This is a genomic window from Capnocytophaga sp. oral taxon 412 str. F0487 (assembly GCF_000271925.1).
GTDB lineage: Bacteria > Bacteroidota > Bacteroidia > Flavobacteriales > Flavobacteriaceae > Capnocytophaga > Capnocytophaga ochracea.
The window spans coordinates 24,198-42,564 of record NZ_AJZR01000033.1 but is presented as its reverse complement, the minus strand read 5'-3'; the positions used below and the strand labels follow the sequence as shown (position 1 = coordinate 42,564).

Annotated in this window: 15 protein-coding genes; 11 read left to right on the top strand and 4 right to left on the bottom strand. The window is 37.6% G+C overall.

Going from position 1 to position 18,367, the window contains the following annotated elements; all coding sequences use genetic code 11:
- Positions 1–85 precede the first annotated feature (85 nt).
- The gene (locus HMPREF1321_RS06005; protein ID WP_009421790.1) at positions 86–2,464 is read left to right on the top strand and encodes a thiamine pyrophosphate-dependent enzyme; all 2,379 of its coding nucleotides are present in this window, start codon (positions 86–88) and stop codon (positions 2,462–2,464) included.
- Here the strand turns inward: HMPREF1321_RS06005 and HMPREF1321_RS06000 are convergent.
- A complete protein-coding gene (locus HMPREF1321_RS06000) occupies positions 2,459–2,845 on the bottom strand; it encodes an RNA-binding S4 domain-containing protein (RefSeq protein WP_009419517.1) in 387 nt (128 codons plus the stop codon). The two genes, HMPREF1321_RS06005 and HMPREF1321_RS06000, sit on opposite strands and share 6 nt — an antisense overlap.
- Positions 2,846–2,926: 81 nt before the next feature.
- Between HMPREF1321_RS06000 and HMPREF1321_RS05995 the strand changes: the two genes are divergently transcribed.
- Both HMPREF1321_RS05995 and HMPREF1321_RS05990 read left to right on the top strand, forming a co-directional pair.
- Complete coding sequence (locus HMPREF1321_RS05995) at positions 2,927–3,760, top strand: FKBP-type peptidyl-prolyl cis-trans isomerase (protein WP_009419518.1); 834 nt, start codon at positions 2,927–2,929, stop codon at positions 3,758–3,760.
- Between the two features lies 1 nt (position 3,761).
- Positions 3,762–4,463, top strand: a complete 702-nt coding sequence (locus tag HMPREF1321_RS05990; RefSeq protein ID WP_009421774.1) for a CDP-alcohol phosphatidyltransferase family protein — start codon at positions 3,762–3,764, stop codon at positions 4,461–4,463.
- Here the strand turns inward: HMPREF1321_RS05990 and HMPREF1321_RS05985 are convergent.
- The 3 genes from HMPREF1321_RS05985 to HMPREF1321_RS05975 all read right to left on the bottom strand — a co-directional run bounded on the left by HMPREF1321_RS05985 (position 4,452) and on the right by HMPREF1321_RS05975 (position 9,864).
- Positions 4,452–6,362 carry a ComEC/Rec2 family competence protein gene (locus HMPREF1321_RS05985; RefSeq protein WP_009421778.1) on the bottom strand — a complete coding sequence of 637 codons (1,911 nt, stop codon included), beginning with the start codon at positions 6,360–6,362 and terminating at the stop codon, positions 4,452–4,454. The genes HMPREF1321_RS05990 and HMPREF1321_RS05985 overlap by 12 nt on opposite strands.
- Complete coding sequence (locus tag HMPREF1321_RS05980) at positions 6,359–7,267, bottom strand: C40 family peptidase (protein ID WP_009421811.1); 909 nt, start codon at positions 7,265–7,267, stop codon at positions 6,359–6,361. The genes HMPREF1321_RS05985 and HMPREF1321_RS05980 overlap by 4 nt, the downstream gene beginning before the upstream one ends.
- A gap of 65 nt (positions 7,268–7,332) precedes the next feature.
- Complete coding sequence (locus HMPREF1321_RS05975) at positions 7,333–9,864, bottom strand: ATP-dependent Clp protease ATP-binding subunit (RefSeq protein ID WP_009421814.1); 2,532 nt, start codon at positions 9,862–9,864, stop codon at positions 7,333–7,335.
- 201 nt (positions 9,865–10,065) lie between these two features.
- On the opposite strand from HMPREF1321_RS05975, the gene HMPREF1321_RS05970 reads away from it, so the two are divergent.
- From HMPREF1321_RS05970 to HMPREF1321_RS05935, 8 genes are all read left to right on the top strand, one after another.
- Positions 10,066–10,875: a M48 family metallopeptidase gene (locus tag HMPREF1321_RS05970; protein WP_009421788.1), complete on the top strand. Its 810-nt coding sequence runs from the start codon at positions 10,066–10,068 to the stop codon at positions 10,873–10,875.
- Positions 10,876–11,094: 219 nt separating this feature from the next.
- Complete coding sequence (locus tag HMPREF1321_RS11865) at positions 11,095–11,487, top strand: hypothetical protein (protein ID WP_157461792.1); 393 nt, start codon at positions 11,095–11,097, stop codon at positions 11,485–11,487.
- Positions 11,488–11,712: 225 nt separating this feature from the next.
- Positions 11,713–12,663: a hypothetical protein gene (locus HMPREF1321_RS05960; RefSeq protein WP_034575787.1), complete on the top strand. Its 951-nt coding sequence runs from the start codon at positions 11,713–11,715 to the stop codon at positions 12,661–12,663.
- Positions 12,664–12,714: 51 nt separating this feature from the next.
- Positions 12,715–13,797, top strand: coding sequence for an undecaprenyldiphospho-muramoylpentapeptide beta-N-acetylglucosaminyltransferase (gene murG / locus HMPREF1321_RS05955; protein WP_009421808.1), 1,083 nt, complete (start codon positions 12,715–12,717; stop codon positions 13,795–13,797).
- Positions 13,798–13,802: 5 nt separating this feature from the next.
- Positions 13,803–14,711, top strand: coding sequence for a hypothetical protein (locus tag HMPREF1321_RS05950; RefSeq protein ID WP_009421787.1), 909 nt, complete (start codon positions 13,803–13,805; stop codon positions 14,709–14,711).
- A 54-nt stretch (positions 14,712–14,765) separates the two neighbouring features.
- The gene (gene murC / locus HMPREF1321_RS05945) at positions 14,766–16,118 is read left to right on the top strand and encodes a UDP-N-acetylmuramate--L-alanine ligase (RefSeq protein WP_009421789.1); all 1,353 of its coding nucleotides are present in this window, start codon (positions 14,766–14,768) and stop codon (positions 16,116–16,118) included.
- Positions 16,119–16,178: 60 nt separating this feature from the next.
- Positions 16,179–17,594: a S1C family serine protease gene (locus HMPREF1321_RS05940; protein WP_009421797.1), complete on the top strand. Its 1,416-nt coding sequence runs from the start codon at positions 16,179–16,181 to the stop codon at positions 17,592–17,594.
- Between the two features lie 304 nt (positions 17,595–17,898).
- Entirely contained in the window at positions 17,899–18,363 is a 465-nt protein-coding gene (locus HMPREF1321_RS05935) for a macro domain-containing protein (RefSeq protein ID WP_009421796.1), read from the top strand.
- The last annotated feature ends 4 nt before the right edge of the window (positions 18,364–18,367 follow it).

Below are 18,367 nucleotides of genomic sequence, written 5' to 3'. Positions count from 1 at the left end.
AAGTAATACATTTGCCCGAGTTTTTCTAACAGAACAAAAAACGATTGTGAAGTAAAACGAATAATATCATTTTAAGATATAACCAATGAAAAAAGAACATATTTTAGAGGACTATGGCATCGCTGTTCTCAGTAGAGAATGTAGCTTGATGGGAAGGAAAGAAGTGCTTAGTGGTAAAGCAAAATTTGGTATTTTTGGAGAAGGAAAAGAAGTACCTCAATTAGCTTTAGCAAGAGCCTTTCGAGATGGTGATTTCCGAAGTGGTTATTACCGCGATCAAACTCTTATGATGGCTCTCGGGGTGCATACTGTAGAGAATTTCTTTGCAGGAATATATGCACACGCTGATATAAAGGCAGACCCTACAAGCGCAGGTCGTCAAATGGGTGGGCATTTTGCTACTCATAGTTTAGATGAGGAAGGGAATTGGAAAGATTTATTAAAACAAAAGAATAGTAGTAGCGATATATCGTGTACTGCAGGGCAAATGCCTCGTTTATTAGGATTAGCGCAAGCCTCTAAAGTATATCGTGAGTTACCTAATGCTGAAAGTAAAGGTTTCTCAAATCACGGTAATGAGGTAGCTTGGGGTACTATTGGTAATGCAAGTACCAGTGAAGGTCACTTTTTTGAAATCCTCAATGCAGCAGGGGTAATGCAAGTGCCTTTAGTAATGTCTGTTTGGGACGATGAGTATGGTATTTCTGTTCCTAAAGAATATCATACTATTAAGCAAAGTATTTCTGAAGCATTAAAAGGCTTTGTACGAGACAAAAAACATAAAGGTTTTGAACTATTTGTCGTAAAAGGTTGGGATTACCCAACCTTATATGAAACCTATCAAAAGGCAAGTAAGATAGCTCGTGAACAACATATACCTATATTGGTACACGTTCTTGAACTTACTCAACCTCAAGGTCACTCTACATCTGGTTCACACGAGCGTTACAAAAGTCCTGAACGACTTCAATGGGAAAAAGATTTTGATTGTATTTCCAAAATGCGTGAATGGATATTGGCGGAAGGCTATGCTACTGAAGAAGAATTGCTAGCTATAGAACAACAGGCTAAGAAACGCGTGAATGAAGGTAGGAAGAAAGCTTGGGAAGCTTATATTACACCTATTGAACAAGAGAGGAAAGAACTTACTGATCTTCTTGCTTCATTACTAACAAATACAAATAATAGTACTATAAAAGCAAAAGTAGAAAGTCTATCCAAATCTCTTCTTAAAGTGGCTTTACCTAATCGTAAAGATATTTTGAGCACTGCCAGAAAAGCCTTACGTTTATTATTATCTGAAGATGAAAATAGAATACTTCCTTTACAGAATTGGATAAAGAGCTATATAAAGGAAAACGAACCTAAATATAGTCGATTTCTTCATACTGAAAATAAACAAAATCCTATCCATATAGAAGAAGTACTCCCCACTTATGATATGTCAAAAGAACTTGTTGATGGGCGTATTGTACTGAGAGAGAATTTTGATGTCTTACTTTCTAAATATCCTAATTTATTGATATTTGGTGAGGACGTAGGGAACATAGGTGATGTAAGCCAAGGATTAGAAGGATTACAGAAAAAACACGGGGCTATAAAGGTGGCTGACACAAGTATTCGTGAAATCGCTATTGTAGGACAAGGTATAGGTATGGCCATGCGTGGCTTGCGTCCGATTGCTGAAATACAATATTTAGACTATATTCTTTATGGTTTACAAACACTAAGTGATGATTTGGCTAGTTTGCATTATCGCACTTTTGGTAGACAAATGGCTCCTCTTATCATCAGAACAAGAGGACACCGTTTACAAGGTATTTGGCACGCAGGTTCTCCTATGGGAATATTGTTAGCCTCTCTTAGAGGAATGTATATCCTTACTCCTCGTAATATGGTAAAAGCGGCAGGATTCTACAATACACTTTTAGAAGGCAATCAACCTGCGGTAGTGGTGGAATGTCTTAATGGTTACCGCCTGAAAGAAGCAATGCCCACGAACCTCACCGAGTTCAAAACGCCTATTGGAGTAGTCGAAACACTTCGTGAAGGAAAAGATATTACAGTCGTATCTTATGGCTCTACTTTGCGCATCGTGTGTGAAGTTGCCGATGAGTTAGCTTCTATGGGTATTGATATAGAGATTATAGATGCACAATCCTTGGCACCATTCGATGTGCGTCACGATATAGTGAAGAGCATACAGAAAACCAATCGACTATTAGTAGTAGACGAAGATATGCCTGGAGCTACTTCGGCATATATTTTGCAGAAAATTGTAGAAGAACAAAATGCTTATCAGTATTTGGACAGTGCGCCACAAACCTTAGCAGCAGGAGAACATCGTCCAGCGTATGCTACTGATGGTGATTACTTTTCTAAACCTAATGCTGATAGTATCATTGAGAAGATATACAGTATAATGCACGAAGCTAATCCTGAAAAATATCCAACCTTGCTATAATTCATTATCTTCTTGAAAATCGTTCAAGAGATTATCAATAGCACGACGGTCTTTTTTAGTAGGGCGACCCTCTCCTTTTTCGCGATAATAGTCTTGCGCAAGTCTTTGTATTTCGGCTTGTTCAAAAGCCTCAGGAGGCGTGTTGTCTTGGCGATAAAGGTCTACTAACTTAGCTCCCACACGGCTCACAGGGATATCTAAAACCTCCAATTGGTAGTTGATTTGGTTCTTACGCACTATTATTTGGTCGTTTTTGTAAATCTCCCTTGAGGGTTTTGCAGTTTCACCATTCACTTTGATGTGTCCTTTTTTGCAGGCTTCAGTAGCTATATTACGTGTTTTGAAGTAACGTACACACCATAAGTACTTATCAATTCGCATTCTTTTGTATTTTAGAAAATATAATAAGTGCAAAAATAATAAATTAATTGTATCTTATACTAAGGGATAAAGAAATTTTATATGATGAATAAATTTATATTTACTATTAGCACAATAGGTTTACTATTTGCTGTTTCGTGTAAGAAAAATGAAAACTCTAATGTAGCGCCTCCACGTGATGTTACAGAGGTGAGAAATGAGAATAATCAAAGTATTGAAACATTCTTAAAAACGCATACTTACACTTTTTCAGCAACAACCACTATTTCTGAAACGGTTACCTTTGCAACAACCTCTAATACTACAGCGTCTATCTTCAATGATAGTAAGCTAAAACGGTTAGAATTAGATGTCTATGATGCTAATAATGCTCTTGTACGTCATACGCTTTACTATCTTATTTTGCAAGAGGGAACAGGAACTACCACTACTATTGCTGATTCAGTATATGTGAATTATAAAGGACAGTTATTAGATTTAAGTGTATTTGATGAAACAACAACACAATCTACTTCTAATTGGATGGATCTCATAGGTAATATTGTTACCAACAAGCCTTCAGGTACTATTAGAGGTTTTAGGGAGGGGGTTGCTCAACTAAAAGCATCAGCTAGAGGGCTTACAAACAATAGTGATGGTACTCTAAATGCTCCTACTGATGGAGGAGTTGGAGTTTTCTTTATTCCTTCAGGTTTAGGCTATTTCAATAACAGCCAATCTAAAATACCTGCTTATTCACCTTTAATTTTTACAGTAAGACTTATTGCTACACGTCGTGCCGACCACGATCACGATGGTAAACCTTCTATAAATGAGATTGTGCGTAATGAATATGGTGTGGTAACTTATCCAGATTGTGATGCTAACAAAGATATTTCGTATCTTCCAGATTATTTAGATGCCGATTGTAAGTAGAATGAAGAAGTATGTCCCTAATCTTATCACTTTATCCAATCTCCTTTGCGGAACTGTAGCGATTGTCTTTGCCGTAAGAGGAGCGATTGATTGGGCTGCTTTGTTTGTGGCAATAGGCATTTTCCTCGATTTTTTTGATGGTTTCTTTGCTCGTTTGCTACACGTAAAATCCGAAATGGGTTTACAGTTAGATTCCTTAGCCGATATGGTTACTTCTGGAGTAGTTCCTGGCATTGTGATGTTTCAGCTGTTGAGTAATAGTACCTATGTATTACAAACTGAAGGGACTTTTGTTATGTTGTTGCCTTATGTTGGTTTCCTTATTACTTTAGCTTCTGCCTATCGTTTGGCGAATTTTAATATAGATACACGGCAGACATCTGGCTTTATAGGGCTTCCTACCCCAGCTAATACAATGTTTATTCTCTCTTTGCCTCTTATATTACAATATCAGCCTACTGAATTATTCGATAGTTTATTGCATAATATGTGGGTCTTGTTAGGGATTACTTTGTTGAGTGCTTACTTGTTGAATGCTGAATTAGCACTTTTTGCGTTGAAGTTTAGCGATTATTCTTTTAAGAATAATGCGTTGAAATATATATTCTTAGCACTTTGCGTAATTTTACTTCTAAGCTTAAAAATAATCGCTATTCCGTTAATTATTTTATTGTACATTATTCTTTCCTTACTACCTAAGTGATAAATCTCGCTTCATTCTATCCAAATTGATTTTAGGTTTCTGTAAGAAGATAACACTATCAATAACTACTTGCTTGGATTTTGGGTATACCCCTAAACTATCCATTAGCAAGTAGTTTTTTTGTTTGAAACGCAATATATAAGGTATCTTCTTAAGCTCGATATTGCTGATACCTTTATTTTTTATGTAGTTTATTACTACAGGATCAGGAGAAATTGTATCTGTTTGATAGATACTTAGTTTATCACCTTGTCTAATAGTGATTACTTTCTGTTTATATTTGCTGAAAACTAGCATTTCTTCAGTAGTTTCTAATTGATATTTGTAATAGAAAAGTACCCCTTGAAATAAAATAACAGATAAGAGAAGTGCTACCAATACTTTGTATTTCCTATAATGTACAAAAACAATGAGTATGAACACCGTCAATAAGGAAGAAAGAAGTAGGGGAGTAGTAAAAGGTATGTTGCGTATGATAAACATTTCTTGATGGGCTATAAATGCTACCAAAAAGTTCATCAAAGCGATTAATTTTTCTAAGACGAAGACTATGGCATAAGGCAGAATACCAAAACTTCCCAAACATAAGGCAATGATACCTCCTATGAGTATAGGTTGTAATAAAGGTACTACTACCAAGTTAGAAACGAAAAACAATATAGGAAGCTGGTGAAAATAGTACAAACTGATAGGTAAAACTACTATTTGAGCAGATAATCCTACCAAAAATAGTGACCATATCCATTGTAAGTATTTATTCTCAGGTTGCCACCATTTGCGCATCACAGGGTAGAATTTCATTATAGAAAATACCGCTGCATAACTCAACTGAAAGCCTACATCATACAAATAGTAAGGATTGATAAGCAACAGAAATAACATTGAGAGCATTAACGCATCAAACCTGCCTTGTTTCCTGCGTATAAGAGTACTCAATCCTACAAAGCTGAACATTACAGTAGCCCTCAATACCGAAGGAGAGGCGCCTGCTATGAAAGCAAAAGCCCATAAGCCTGCTAATAGTATAAAGTATTGCAATGGACGATAAAAACCTAAATTAGGCATCTTTTGCAGTAATAAAAGGAGTATAGCAGTAATAATCCCTACGTGTAATCCCGAAATAGCTAAGATATGCACCGCTCCCGCATCAACATAATGTTGATAGACTTCGTTATCTAAATCAGTACGTTTTCCTAAGAGTAGTGTTTTTAACAGAGCAGAAGACTCTTGATTAAAATATTTGTCTATTACAATAGCTAAATGAGAGCGTGTTCTCGCAATACTCCCCATAAAACCTGTTGTATTATTTTTTACAACAGAAAAAGCAACTACTTCTGTTCGCCCATATACACCTTTTCGCTCCATATACCGTTTATAGTTGAATTGATATGGATTTTTAGGAGGAGATATAGGAGTATATTTGCCTACAAAAACCAATCTATCTGTTGGAGCTAATGTTTTCACATCATCGGTAATTGTTTTAGAAGGGAAAAAGCACAGAATTTTTCCTTCTGTACTTGTATGGTTAGCCGTTAAGAGTTCAGCTTTAAAGGTAGTGCCGTAATCTGTTTGTGAAGTTTGCTCTATTATGTCAGCTTCTAAAGTGTAATACTCATTGGCATTTAGTTTTTGTGTGTAATGCTTAGAGTTATAGGTGGGGGTATGAAGGATAGTTATCAGTATACCCACTGCTACGGAAGTGAGACCTACGTGTATTACAATTCCGTGGCGAAAAGCATATCGTTTGGTAGCTAAAAACTGATGTATTGCCAAAGTGAGCAGTAAGCATATACAACTACTTATTGCAAATAAAAAAGAGGGAGCTATTACATCAGTGATAGCAATCCCTCCTATGAGTCCTAATAAGATAGTTAATATGGGAGTATTTACAAATCTCACATTACACGTTTTGCCATACGAAATGTTTTCTTGTAATATTCATCACTTAATGAAGAAATCACAACTCCTCTTTTAGAGGAAGAGTGTATGAATTTAATATCTCCATCTATATCTACTACCATACCTACGTGTGATATTCTGCTTTTCCTAGTCGTTCTGAAGAAAAGTAAATCGCCTACTTTTACATCTTCCAAGTCAATTTTAGTTCCTTGTGTAGCCATTTCTTGTGAGGAGCGAGATAATGGTACTGAAATAGATTTGAAAGTAGTACTTACAAAACCAGAACAATCCATACCATTACGGGTAACACCTCCGTGTCTGTAAGGAGTTCCTAAATATGAGAAAGCTGTATCTAATAATACTTTCTGTTGTTTGGTATCTGCTTTACTTTTAGAGAGTGCAGTAAGCGCTATATCGGTAGTTTCATAGCTTTCAGGTTCCTCAAATAGTTCTTCGTCTTCTAAGTCGTCTTCCAATTCAGTGTCTGCGAGAGTATTTTCAGCGTATTGTTTCAGGGCTTTATTACCGGTGTGTTTTTTAGGAGCATATCTCTTACTCTTAGCAACAGCTATATCTGCTTTTACAGGTTTTTTCTTTTTATCAGTTATAGCTATAGCTCTCTTAACAGGAGCTTTTTTTACAGACTTTTTAGCAGAATGATGAGCTACACTGCGTTTAGGAGGTAACTTATGACGTTTTTTAGCTGTTGAAGCCACTCTGGTGGTAGCTTTTTTCCCTTTCTTAGGAGGAGAAAATGTTTTCTTTTTAGGCTTGCTCTTATTTTCCACAGCCTTTGTGGTAGCTGTATTTACAACTACACTCTTTTCGGTATTCTTTACTGCCTCTGAAAAGGAAGATAAGCTGAGTAGTAGTGTAAATAAACCTAAAATTCTTAATACGTACATAGTAATTTGAGCGTTTAAATTCTGAACTTTGAGGAAACACCTAAAAGTTCAAAAGGTTGATGTTATTAAATAAGTTCTTTTTGCGTTATTATGAGGTTTTCTCCTTTCTCATCTAAATCAAAGTGAATGCTATCGCCTTCGTGCACTTGGTTAGATACTATTTCTTCGGCTAATATGTCTTCTACATATTTCTGAATAGCGCGTTTCAAAGGTCGAGCACCATATTGTTTGTCATAGCCCTTATCTGCAATGAATTCTTTTGCTTTCTGGCTGAGTTGTACTCCATAGCCTAAATCGTTGATACGTGAGTACAGTTTAGAAAGCTCAATATCGATAATTTTAAAGATATCTTCTTTACTAAGAGGATTGAAAGTAATCACATCGTCAATACGGTTTAGAAACTCAGGAGCAAATACCTTTTTCAAAGCATTTTCGACAATAGATTTCTCATTAGCTTCAGATTGGGCTATTCTTGCTGAAGTGCCAAAACCAACACCTTGCCCAAAATCTTTTACTTGGCGAGCTCCTATATTAGAGGTCATAATGATGATAGTATTTCTAAAATCAATCTTTCGTCCTAAACTATCAGTTAAGAAACCATCGTCAAGCACTTGTAAAAGCATATTGAAAACATCGGTATGTGCTTTTTCTATCTCATCTAAAAGCACCACAGAATAAGGTTTGCGACGTATTTTCTCGGTGAGCTGACCGCCTTCTTCATAACCTACATACCCTGGAGGAGCTCCTATGAGACGAGAAACAGAGAACTTCTCCATATACTCACTCATATCAATGCGTACCATTGTTTCTTCTGAATCGAAAAGTTCTTTGGCAAGCACTTTAGCGAGTTGTGTTTTCCCAACTCCTGTTTGTCCTAAAAATATGAAAGAGCCTATAGGTTTATTCGGGTCTTTTAAGCCTGTACGATTGCGTTTGATAGATTTCACTACCTTTTCTACCGCTTCATCTTGACCAATGATTTTAGATTTCATTATCTCGGATAATCCTGAGAGTTTGCTCATTTCAGTTTGAGCAATTCTGTTTACAGGTACGCCGCTCATCATTGAGACTACATCGGCAATATGGTCGGCGGTTACTACATCACGGTGTTGTTTAGATTCTTCGTCCCATTTCTTATTCATTTCGACTAATGAATTTTCGATAATTTTCTCGTTATCGCGCAAACGGGCAGCTTCTTCAAACTGCTGACGTGAAACAGCTCTGTTTTTGGCTTGAGTAGCTTGTTCTAAACGTTCTTCCAATTCCACGATATATTGCGGAACTTTTACTTGCATAATATGTATTCTTGCACCAGCTTCGTCTAAGGCATCAAGAGCTTTATCGGGCAAATAACGGTCGGTAAGATAACGATTGGTGAGCTTTACACAAGCCTCGATAGCCTCATCGGTATAGGTTACGTTGTGATGTTCTTCGTATTTTCCTTTTATATTGCGAAGGATTTGTATGGTTTCATCTACACTTGTTGGTTCGATGATTACTTTTTGGAAACGGCGTTCTAAGGCGCCATCTTTTTCAATAGATTGACGATATTCATCTAAGGTAGTAGCTCCAATACATTGTATTTCACCACGTGCTAAGGCAGGTTTAAACATATTAGAGGCATCTAAGCTACCTGAGGCGCCACCAGCTCCCACTAAGGTGTGAATTTCATCAATAAAAAGAATGATATCTTTATTCTTTTCGAGTTCACTCATTATGGCTTTAAGGCGTTCTTCAAACTGTCCGCGATATTTAGTTCCAGCTACTAACGAAGCTAAATCGAGTGTTACCACACGTTTGTTATACAATACTCGTGCCACTTTTTTCTGAATAATGCGCAAAGCTAATCCTTCGGCGATGGCACTTTTACCAACACCAGGTTCACCGATGAGTATTGGGTTATTCTTCTTACGGCGGCTCAATATTTGGGATACGCGTTCTATTTCCTTCTCGCGACCTACTACGGGGTCTAAACTACCTTGTTCGGCTAAAGCAGTTAAATCTCTACCAAAATTATCTAACACAGTGAGTTTTCGTTGCCCATATTGCCCCCCTTGATTGGGTTGCTGACCTTTGTAACCCGATTTGTTTTCGTGAGGTAAACTATAGTCTCGGTCGTATTCGTCAACTTCATCGGTGGGTGATGAGACTTGATAATTATCGTCGCGTATGGGTTGGAATTTATCTCTTGCTACTTCATAATTTACGCCTAGCTTGTTGAAAACTTTAGTAGTAGGGTCGTTTTCGTTACGCAAAATGCTTAGTAATAGATGAGCTGTATTAATCATATCATTCTGGGAGCGTTTTGCTTCTAAGTAAGTAGCCTGCATTGCTCTTTCGGCTTGTACGGTGAAATGAACGGCATTGAAGTTAGGAGGGTTGAGACCACGTGCAGAAGTGAGCGTGTGGATGTTTTGGCGTAGTCTTTCCATATCGATATTTAAACTGTGCATTAAATCGATTGCACTACCTTCACCTTCTTGCAATATGGCTAACACAAAGTGCTCAGTGCCTACCGTAGATTGCCCTAAGCGAATGGCTTCTTCTTTGCTATATGTGAATATCCTTTTAACTCTTGGTGAAAAGTTATCGTTCATAAAATCTCCTCTTGTTTTGTATTAAATAGTTGGGTAGTAACAAAAACTATTCCATTTCTCCCTATCAGGGAAAAAGATAGTCTTCTACACTGCGGGCAAAGGTACGAAAAAAAATATTAATACGAAAGAAAAATATAAAAATATTTTGTTTTAACCATAGAAAAGCATAAATTTGCGCCATTATTATTAAAAGAATTTCAAATGAAAAATTTTATCTTAATTGCAATGTCTATAGGGCTATTTTCTATGGGACAAGCTCAAAAAATCAATTTAGGGAAAGCCGCAAGTGCCGTTACAAAAGGAGCACAAGCTTTATCATTTACTAATGAAGATGCTAAAAGGCTTTCAAAGGAATCAGTAGACTGGATGGATGCTCATAATCCGGTAGCAGGCAAAAACAGTCCGTATACTAAACGCTTGAATCGTGTGTTTGGGAAACACCAAAATGAGGACGGTTTGAAGCTCAATTACAAAGTATATCTGGTAACCGATATCAATGCGTTTGCTTGTGCTGATGGGAGTGTGCGTGTGTTTTCATCGTTGATGGATTTGATGACTGATGATGAATTATTGGCAGTTATCGGTCACGAAATAGGTCACGTGAAGAATGAGGACACTAAAGATGCTATCAAATCTGCTTATATGCGTGCTGCTGCACAAGATGCTGCAAGCTCGGCTTCGGGGGTTGTAAGAAAACTAAGCGACACTGAATTGGGTGAAATGGCTAATGCTATGCTTGATGCTAAACACAGCAAAAAACAAGAGTCACAAGCCGATGAATATTCTTATAATTTTATGAAGAAACACGGTTATAATGTGGTGGGTGTTTATACAGCATTTAAGAAATTGGCTTTGCTTTCAGGTGGAGCGACCCAAAGTAAATTCCAAAAGATGATGAGCTCACACCCTGATAGCGAGAAACGTGCTGAAGTGGCTAAAAAAAGAGCTATTAAAGATGGGCTTTGGAAAGACCCAGGAGAAGTTACCTTGCCTAAAACGCCTATTAAATAGACTGTTTTATTAGTAAAAAGTACGATAAAAATAAGAAAACCTCCAAAAAGCGAATAGCTTTTTGGAGGTTTTTTTATTAGTGGTTAATGATTAGTGGTTAATGATTAGTGGTTAATGATTAGTGGTTAATGATTAGTGGTTAATGATTAGTGGTTAATGATTAGTGGTTAATGGTTAGTGGTTAATGGTTAATGGTTAATGGTTAATGGTTAATGGTTAATGGTTAATTTGGGAGAAGCTTATAGAAAGCTTATAGGAAAGACGAACAAAAGACGAACAAAAGACGAACAAAAGACGAACAAAAGACGAACAATGAACGAAGGAATGACGAACAAAAGACGAACAAAGAACGAACAAAGAACGAACAAAGAACGAACAAAGAACGAACAAAGAACGAACAAAGAACGAACAAAGAACGAACAAAGAACGAACAAAAGGCGAACAAAGAACGAACAAAGAACGAACAAAGAACGAACAAAGAACGAACAAAGAACAAACAAAGAACGAACAAAGAACAAACAAAGAACGAACAAAAGACGAACAAAAGACGAACAAAAGGCGAACAAAAGGCGGAGAAAAAGTGAAGGTATGTTAAAACTAAGATATAAATAAGAAGAATGTTATTAGTAGCTTTCAACGTTGCCAAAGTTTCAAATTTTGGTAAAGTTCATAACATTAAAGCGAAGAAAGAATAGGGTAAATACGAAAGGTGAGGGGGAAAGGACAGATTTTGATTTTTTAGATGATTTTTTTGAAGCAGTTTGCAATAAAAATAGTACCTTTGCAATTTCAAAATTAAATTATTTACAAATGAAAAGAATATTATATTTAGTGTGTATGGCAATCATTTTTATAGCTTGCCATAAAAACAATGACGAAGTTCCCCAACCAGACCCTAATAAACCTACCCCTGATAAGCCAATTCCAGACAATCCTAAGCCTGATAACCCCAAACCTAATACCCCTACGAATGCCTATTTGTATGGCATTACTATAGATGACAGTTGGGAGGAAACCGGAGTTACTGTTCAGCAGATTGTAAGTGCTATCAAGGCAATGCCTGTAAAGCCTACGGTGCGCATTGTGATGTCCAAGGGTACAGCGATAGTTAATTACAAACCGCTTTTTTCGGCTGTTCATCAAGTAGCTTATGTGATGGCAACACCTGCCGATTCCGAAGATATGAAAAAATACACTAACGTAGATAGTTATGTAAAGAGATTTCAAGATTCGTATAAAGAACTATCGGCATATACGGATTTTTGGGAAGTAGGCAATGAAATTAACGGAGAAGGTTGGATGGGTGACAACCCTCAGTTTATTGCCGATAAAGCCTATGGTGCTTATAAGTTTATTCGCAGTAAAAATGCGAAAACAGTGCTTGTGAGCTACTATTTTAAACCAGGTGACCAAAAGGTGACGATGGAGGATTGGCTAAAAAGATATATCCCCGAAGATATGAAAAAGGAGTTGGATTACGTGTTAGTAAGCTATTACGAAGATGATAACGGCAATTATCAGCCTAATTGGCAAGAGGTATTTAACAATTTAGAGTCTATTTTTCCGAAGGTTAAATTAGGCATAGGAGAGTGTGGCAATAACGATTATAAGAAGTACTCTGTACAGAGTAAAGTGGAAAGAGCTAAGCACTATTATGCGATGCCTAAATATGTAAAGAACTACGTGGGCGGTTATTTTTGGTGGTATTGGGTGCAGGACTGTGTGCCTCATCAAAACAGTGAAGTTTTTAAGGCTATCAACAGCAGTATTAAGCAAACGCTTAAATAATATTGCTTTTTGTGAAGATTTGCGTACCTTTGCACCAAATTAGAACGAGAAATGAAAAAGTTTATCATATCAGGAGGAGGTACAGGCGGGCATATTTTTCCTGCTATCGCTATTGCCGATGAATTGAAAAGACGTATTCCAGATGCCGACATTCTGTTTGTGGGCGCCAAAGACCGTATGGAGATGCAAAAGGTACCACAGGCGGGTTATCCTATTGAAGGGCTTTGGATTTCGGGCATTCAGCGTAAAATTACCTTGCAGAACCTGCTATTTCCCTTAAAATTTATCAGTAGCTTGCTGAAATCTCGGAGCATTATCAAGCGTTTTAAACCCGATGCCGTAATAGGTACCGGAGGTTTTGCTAGCGGTGCTGTGGTGAAGGTAGCAGGCGGAATGGGTATTCCTACTTTCATTCAAGAACAGAATTCGTATGCGGGTATTACCAACAAAATGCTTTCTAAAAAGGCAAAAAAAATATGTGTAGCTTACGATGCAATGGAACAGTTCTTCCCCAAAGAGAAAATCGTAAAAACAGGTAATCCTATTCGCGGTGGGCTCTTGGATATAGCAAAGCACCGCACAGAAGGACTGACATATTTTCAGCTGAACCCTGAGCAAAAAACGTTATTGGTATTAGGGGGTAGTTTAGGAGCCAGGCGTATCAATCAGCTGATAGAAGAGCAGTTGCCTTTATTTGAAAAACTTGGGGTGCAAGTGTTATGGCAGTGTGGCAAACTGTATTATGAAGAGTACAAGAAATATGAAAGCGAACGAGTGAAAGTTTTAGCTTTTATTGACAAAATGGAGTTGGCTTATGCTGTTGCCGATGTAATTATCTCTCGCGCAGGAGCCAGCTCGGTGAGCGAATTGTGTGTAGTGGGAAAACCTGTGATATTTATTCCTTCGCCCAATGTGGCAGAAGACCACCAGACCAAAAATGCACAAGCTATTGAGCAAAAACAGGCTGCTATTTTGATACGCGAAACTGATTTAGGCACTACTTTTGCTACTACTTTTACCGAACTCATAAATGACGAGGCAAAACAGCAGAGCCTGTCGCAACACATTAAGACGTTGGCTTTGCCTAATGCTACTGAAGAAATAGTAAATATTATCTTAGAAAATAAGAATTAAAACAGATGAAGAGACTTTTTACATTTATAGCACTGGGGTGTGCTGCATTTACTTTTGCGCAAAACCAATTGGGAAAACAGTTTTTTATAGATACTAAAAGCGATGAATTTAAAAGAGGCATCGTGGAAGTGAAGGAATACGTGAATTACGACGCATATTTGCAGTTACAAAGAAACCTTAAATCGGGCAATTCGGCAGGTATTAATAGCGATATGATTCGCCAAGCGTATATGACGCGAAAGGTAGCTCTGCCGAAAGGAAATTACGTTATTGACAACGATGAACAGCGCTTTGAATTCGAGATAGGCAACAACGGTCAGTTTGTAGGTGAAGGGCAGTTTGAAAACAAGGAAAAAAACCTAAAATCTACCTATATCTTCGCCAATGGAAAACTCTCGGAAATACACATATTCAATACCGAAGGTAGATTGCGCAAGAAAAACATCTTCAAAGGGAACATTATTGAAGGACACGTGTTTGACCACGCTGGTAAGCTTGCCCAAAAGATAGAAATACACACCAACTTGAAGGAAGGAGCCGACCAGGTAGTTACTACTTACCACAAGAATGGCAACCCCAGCAAAGAAGTGAATACAATCAAGAGTACTACAAAGGAATTTTACCAAAACGGGAAGCTGAAATTAGACCAAGTGGATAGCAAAATCACTACTAAATATGACCCAACTGGGAAAATTACTGAAAAATGGTATGTTACTGAAAACGGCAATTGTCGTGAAACTTATGACAAAGGAGTAATTAACCAAAAAACTTGTGAAGACCGCAGTACAAAAGAGACTACTGTTTCCATCTACAAGAATGGAAAATTAGACAATTATACTGTAACTGATACTAAGAAAAAGGAAGTTCGCAAATACGATGCTTCAAAAAAGCTAATAGAAACTAAAAAATTATGAGGTAATTGAGTGAAGAATTAAAAACTCTTACCTCTTACTTCGCATTTTATACAAATGGATTTACAACCTATACAGAACGTTTATTTTATAGGCATAGGGGGCATAGGAATGTCCGCCCTTGCTCGTTATTTTAATGCCAATGGCAAAAAGGTATGTGGTTATGACCGTACCCCCACTGAAATTACTGAAATGCTCGAAAAAGAAGGTATAAAAGTACATTTTACCGATGATGTAAATGCTATTCCCGCCTCTTTTAAAGACAAGCGCACTACGCTGGTAGTGTATACACCTGCTGTACCCAAAGACCATAAGGAATTAAACTATTTTCAGCAAAATGGCTACGAAGTGGTAAAACGCTCGGAAGTATTAGGGTTTATCACCAAAAATACTTTCTGCCTTGCAGTGGCAGGTACGCACGGTAAGACCACTACTTCAAGTATTCTCGCCCACCTATTGGTAGAAGCAGGAGCCTCAGTAAGTGCGTTTTTAGGAGGGATTGCTGAAAACTTCAACAGCAACTTAGTACTGAAAGGCAGTGAGTACACTGTGGCAGAAGCCGATGAGTTCGACCGTTCCTTCTTGCGACTCTCGCCCAATATAGCTTGTATCACCTCTATGGATGCCGACCATCTCGACATTTATGGCGATAAAGAACACTTGATAGAAGGTTTTAGAGAGTTTGCAGGTAAGATAAAACCAGGGGGAAGTCTTATAGTGCGCAATGGTTTAGATATAGAAGGTGAGACCTATGGATTAGAAGATAATGCCGATTATACTTTCCAAAATATAACGGTAAAGAACGGTATTTACCATTTTGATTTTCATTATAAAGGAGGCGTCTATAAAGACTATACTTTATTGAAGCCAGGAAGACATAATCTACTCAATGCCTTAGCAGCCGTATCGATGGCGGTAAAAGCAGGTTTTGCCCCTGAAAAGTTGCTCCCTCATTTGGCTACATTTAAAGGGGTGAAAAGGCGTTTCTCGTATATTATCAAGGAAGACAACTTTGCTTTTATAGACGATTATGCACATCACCCTTCGGAAATCAATGCGTTGTTCCAAGCGGTAGATGAGATGTACCCCCACACTCCTAAAACTATTGTCTTCCAACCCCATTTGTTCACCCGTACACGTGACTTTTTAGACGATTTTGCAAAAAGTCTATCACAGTTTGACGATGTAGTTCTATTGGATATTTACCCAGCTCGAGAGCTGCCTATTGAAGGTATTACTTCACAAGTATTGTTAGACAAAGTGACGGCTAAACAGAAAATATTGGTGAGCAAAGCAGAATTGATCCCTTTATTGCTTAAAAAACAACCAAAATTATTACTTGCTGTAGGAGCAGGCGATATAGGAGCTGAAGTAGAGAAAATTAAAGAAGCTTTTACCGTTGGTCATTAAAATGGCACAGTTGTTGCCTATTCGTTTTACGATATAAAACAAATTAGTAAAACAAAAAATATGATGAAGAATTATGCAACAATGATAGCTACTGCCTTCCTCGGCGGTGCTATGACCTTAGGAGGGTATAAACTCTTTATAGATAAACACGATGCCAAACAAGAAGCGCTAGAGCTGCTCTCACGTCCTGCTTTGGTACAAACTAATCACACTACTCCTGAAAGAACGGTAGCAGGTGAAACCAACTTTGTAGAAGCAGCTAACAAAACGGTGAATAGCGTAGTGCACGTAAAGAACACTGTAAAATCACAAGGAGGTGTTACTTCTATCTTCGACCTTTTTTACGGTAATGGGGGAGGCGAACAGACCCAAGTAGGTACAGGCTCTGGCGTTATCATTACCCCCGATGGTTATATAGTTACCAATAATCACGTGATTGCCAATGCTACTACTTTGGAGGTTACCCTTAACAACAATAAAACTTATACTGCTAAACTCATAGGCACAGATGCTTCTTCGGATATTGCCTTACTGAAAATAGAAGCCGACGAAAAGCTACCTTTCCTGACCTTTGCGGACTCCGATAACACACAAGTAGGCGAATGGGTGCTTGCGGTAGGGAATCCTTTCAACTTAAATTCTACCGTTACTGCGGGAATCATCAGTGCGAAAGCGCGTAACATCAGCGAGCGCGGTAGCGATAAAATAGAATCATTCATACAAACCGATGCCGTGGTGAATATGGGGAACAGTGGGGGAGCTTTAGTAAACCTCAATGGTGATCTCATTGGTATCAATACTGCTATCTCATCTACTACGGGTGTGTATATGGGCTACTCGTTTGCTGTGCCTAGCAATATCGCTAAGAAAGTGGTAGAGGATTTGATAGAATACGGGAATGTACAACGCGGGGTTATGGGCGTACGCGGACAAGGATTAGACTCTGAAGTAGCCAAAAAACTCAATATCAAAGAAACTGAAGGATTCTATGTAGATTCAGTAGATGATGAGTCAGGAGCAGGAGCTGCCGGACTTAAAAAAGGAGACATCATCAAACAAATTGACAATGTGAAGATACATAAATACTCTGACCTTAGCGGTCACATCGCTTCTAAACGTCCTGGTGATATGCTAAAAGTAACTTACGTACGCGAAGGTAAAGAACGCACTGCCAATATTACCCTTAAGAAAAACACTACTTATGTAATACAATCCTTAGGTTTGGAAGTGAAAAACCTTTCAGATGCTGATCACAAGCGATTTAAAACTAAAAACGGAGTGAAGGTTACCGCTGCGGGTCAGTTTTATGAGTACAATAATATCAATATAGTGGGGAAAGTGTTGCTTTCAGTGAATGGAAAGACGATTAAAGATGTAGATGAACTGAAAAATGTAATGTCTACTCTTTCTTCACGTAATCGTAACTCGTTAGAAATCTTGAATGAAAAAGGAGAAAAAGAAAGGTTCTTTTTCTAATGATAAAACAATAATGATAATCACTCTTGCATTATAAAAAAGAGATGAGAAAAGTCTCCAATCTCCTTCACATCACAAACTTTGTCAAAGTTTAAGTACTTTGACAAAGTTTTTTTATGAATCTAAATAGTGTACTTGTATAATTTATTATAAGTATTCTGTTCCCTTATAAAAGTTTTTAATATAGAATTTGCCTTAAATAGTAAAAAAAGAGTTGTTTATTGTGATGAAAGTAATAAAAAATTGTTTTTGTAGTGTTAATAAAAATTAGTTATCTTTGCCAAAATAACAAAAGATTTAAGCGATGATACACTATTTAAAAGCAGATGCTACGGTGCCACAAGCCGAAGGGAACATTGTTATCGCCCATATTTGTAATGATATAGGCGCTTGGGGGAAGGGATTTGTGTTAGCACTTTCCAAACGCTGGAAATACCCCGAAAAACAATACAAACAATGGTATAAAGAAGGGGGAAATTTTGCTTTGGGAGAGGTACAATTTGTGTCGGTAGAAGAGAAGATATGGGTTGCAAATCTCATTGGGCAACACAATATATATAGAGATGAAAACGGTGACCCGCCTATTCGTTACGAGGCTGTGAAAAGAGGATTGCAAATAATAGCCGATTTTGCTTATGAAATAAATGCCAAAGTGCAAATGCCTCGCGTAGGTTGCGGATTGGCAGGAGGCTCTTGGGACAGAATTGAGAAACTTATAAGGCAAACACTTTTAAGGAAAAACATCGAAGTATTTGTTTGTGATTTATAACCTT

Bases quoted from the DNA above. Each gene is read 5' to 3' on its own strand.
- HMPREF1321_RS06005 (WP_009421790.1), top strand. From the start codon at position 86: ATGAAAAAAGAACATATTTTAGAGGACTATGGCATCGCTGTTCTCAGT.
- HMPREF1321_RS06000 (WP_009419517.1), bottom strand. From the start codon at position 2,845: ATGCGAATTGATAAGTACTTATGGTGTGTACGTTACTTCAAAACACGT.
- HMPREF1321_RS05995 (WP_009419518.1), top strand. From the start codon at position 2,927: ATGATGAATAAATTTATATTTACTATTAGCACAATAGGTTTACTATTT.
- HMPREF1321_RS05990 (WP_009421774.1), top strand. From the start codon at position 3,762: ATGAAGAAGTATGTCCCTAATCTTATCACTTTATCCAATCTCCTTTGC.
- HMPREF1321_RS05980 (WP_009421811.1), bottom strand. From the start codon at position 7,267: ATGTACGTATTAAGAATTTTAGGTTTATTTACACTACTACTCAGCTTA.
- HMPREF1321_RS05975 (WP_009421814.1), bottom strand. From the start codon at position 9,864: ATGAACGATAACTTTTCACCAAGAGTTAAAAGGATATTCACATATAGC.
- HMPREF1321_RS05970 (WP_009421788.1), top strand. From the start codon at position 10,066: ATGAAAAATTTTATCTTAATTGCAATGTCTATAGGGCTATTTTCTATG.
- HMPREF1321_RS11865 (WP_157461792.1), top strand. From the start codon at position 11,095: ATGGTTAATTTGGGAGAAGCTTATAGAAAGCTTATAGGAAAGACGAAC.
- HMPREF1321_RS05960 (WP_034575787.1), top strand. From the start codon at position 11,713: ATGGCAATCATTTTTATAGCTTGCCATAAAAACAATGACGAAGTTCCC.
- murG (WP_009421808.1), top strand. From the start codon at position 12,715: ATGAAAAAGTTTATCATATCAGGAGGAGGTACAGGCGGGCATATTTTT.
- HMPREF1321_RS05950 (WP_009421787.1), top strand. From the start codon at position 13,803: ATGAAGAGACTTTTTACATTTATAGCACTGGGGTGTGCTGCATTTACT.
- murC (WP_009421789.1), top strand. From the start codon at position 14,766: ATGGATTTACAACCTATACAGAACGTTTATTTTATAGGCATAGGGGGC.
- HMPREF1321_RS05940 (WP_009421797.1), top strand. From the start codon at position 16,179: ATGATGAAGAATTATGCAACAATGATAGCTACTGCCTTCCTCGGCGGT.
- HMPREF1321_RS05935 (WP_009421796.1), top strand. From the start codon at position 17,899: ATGATACACTATTTAAAAGCAGATGCTACGGTGCCACAAGCCGAAGGG.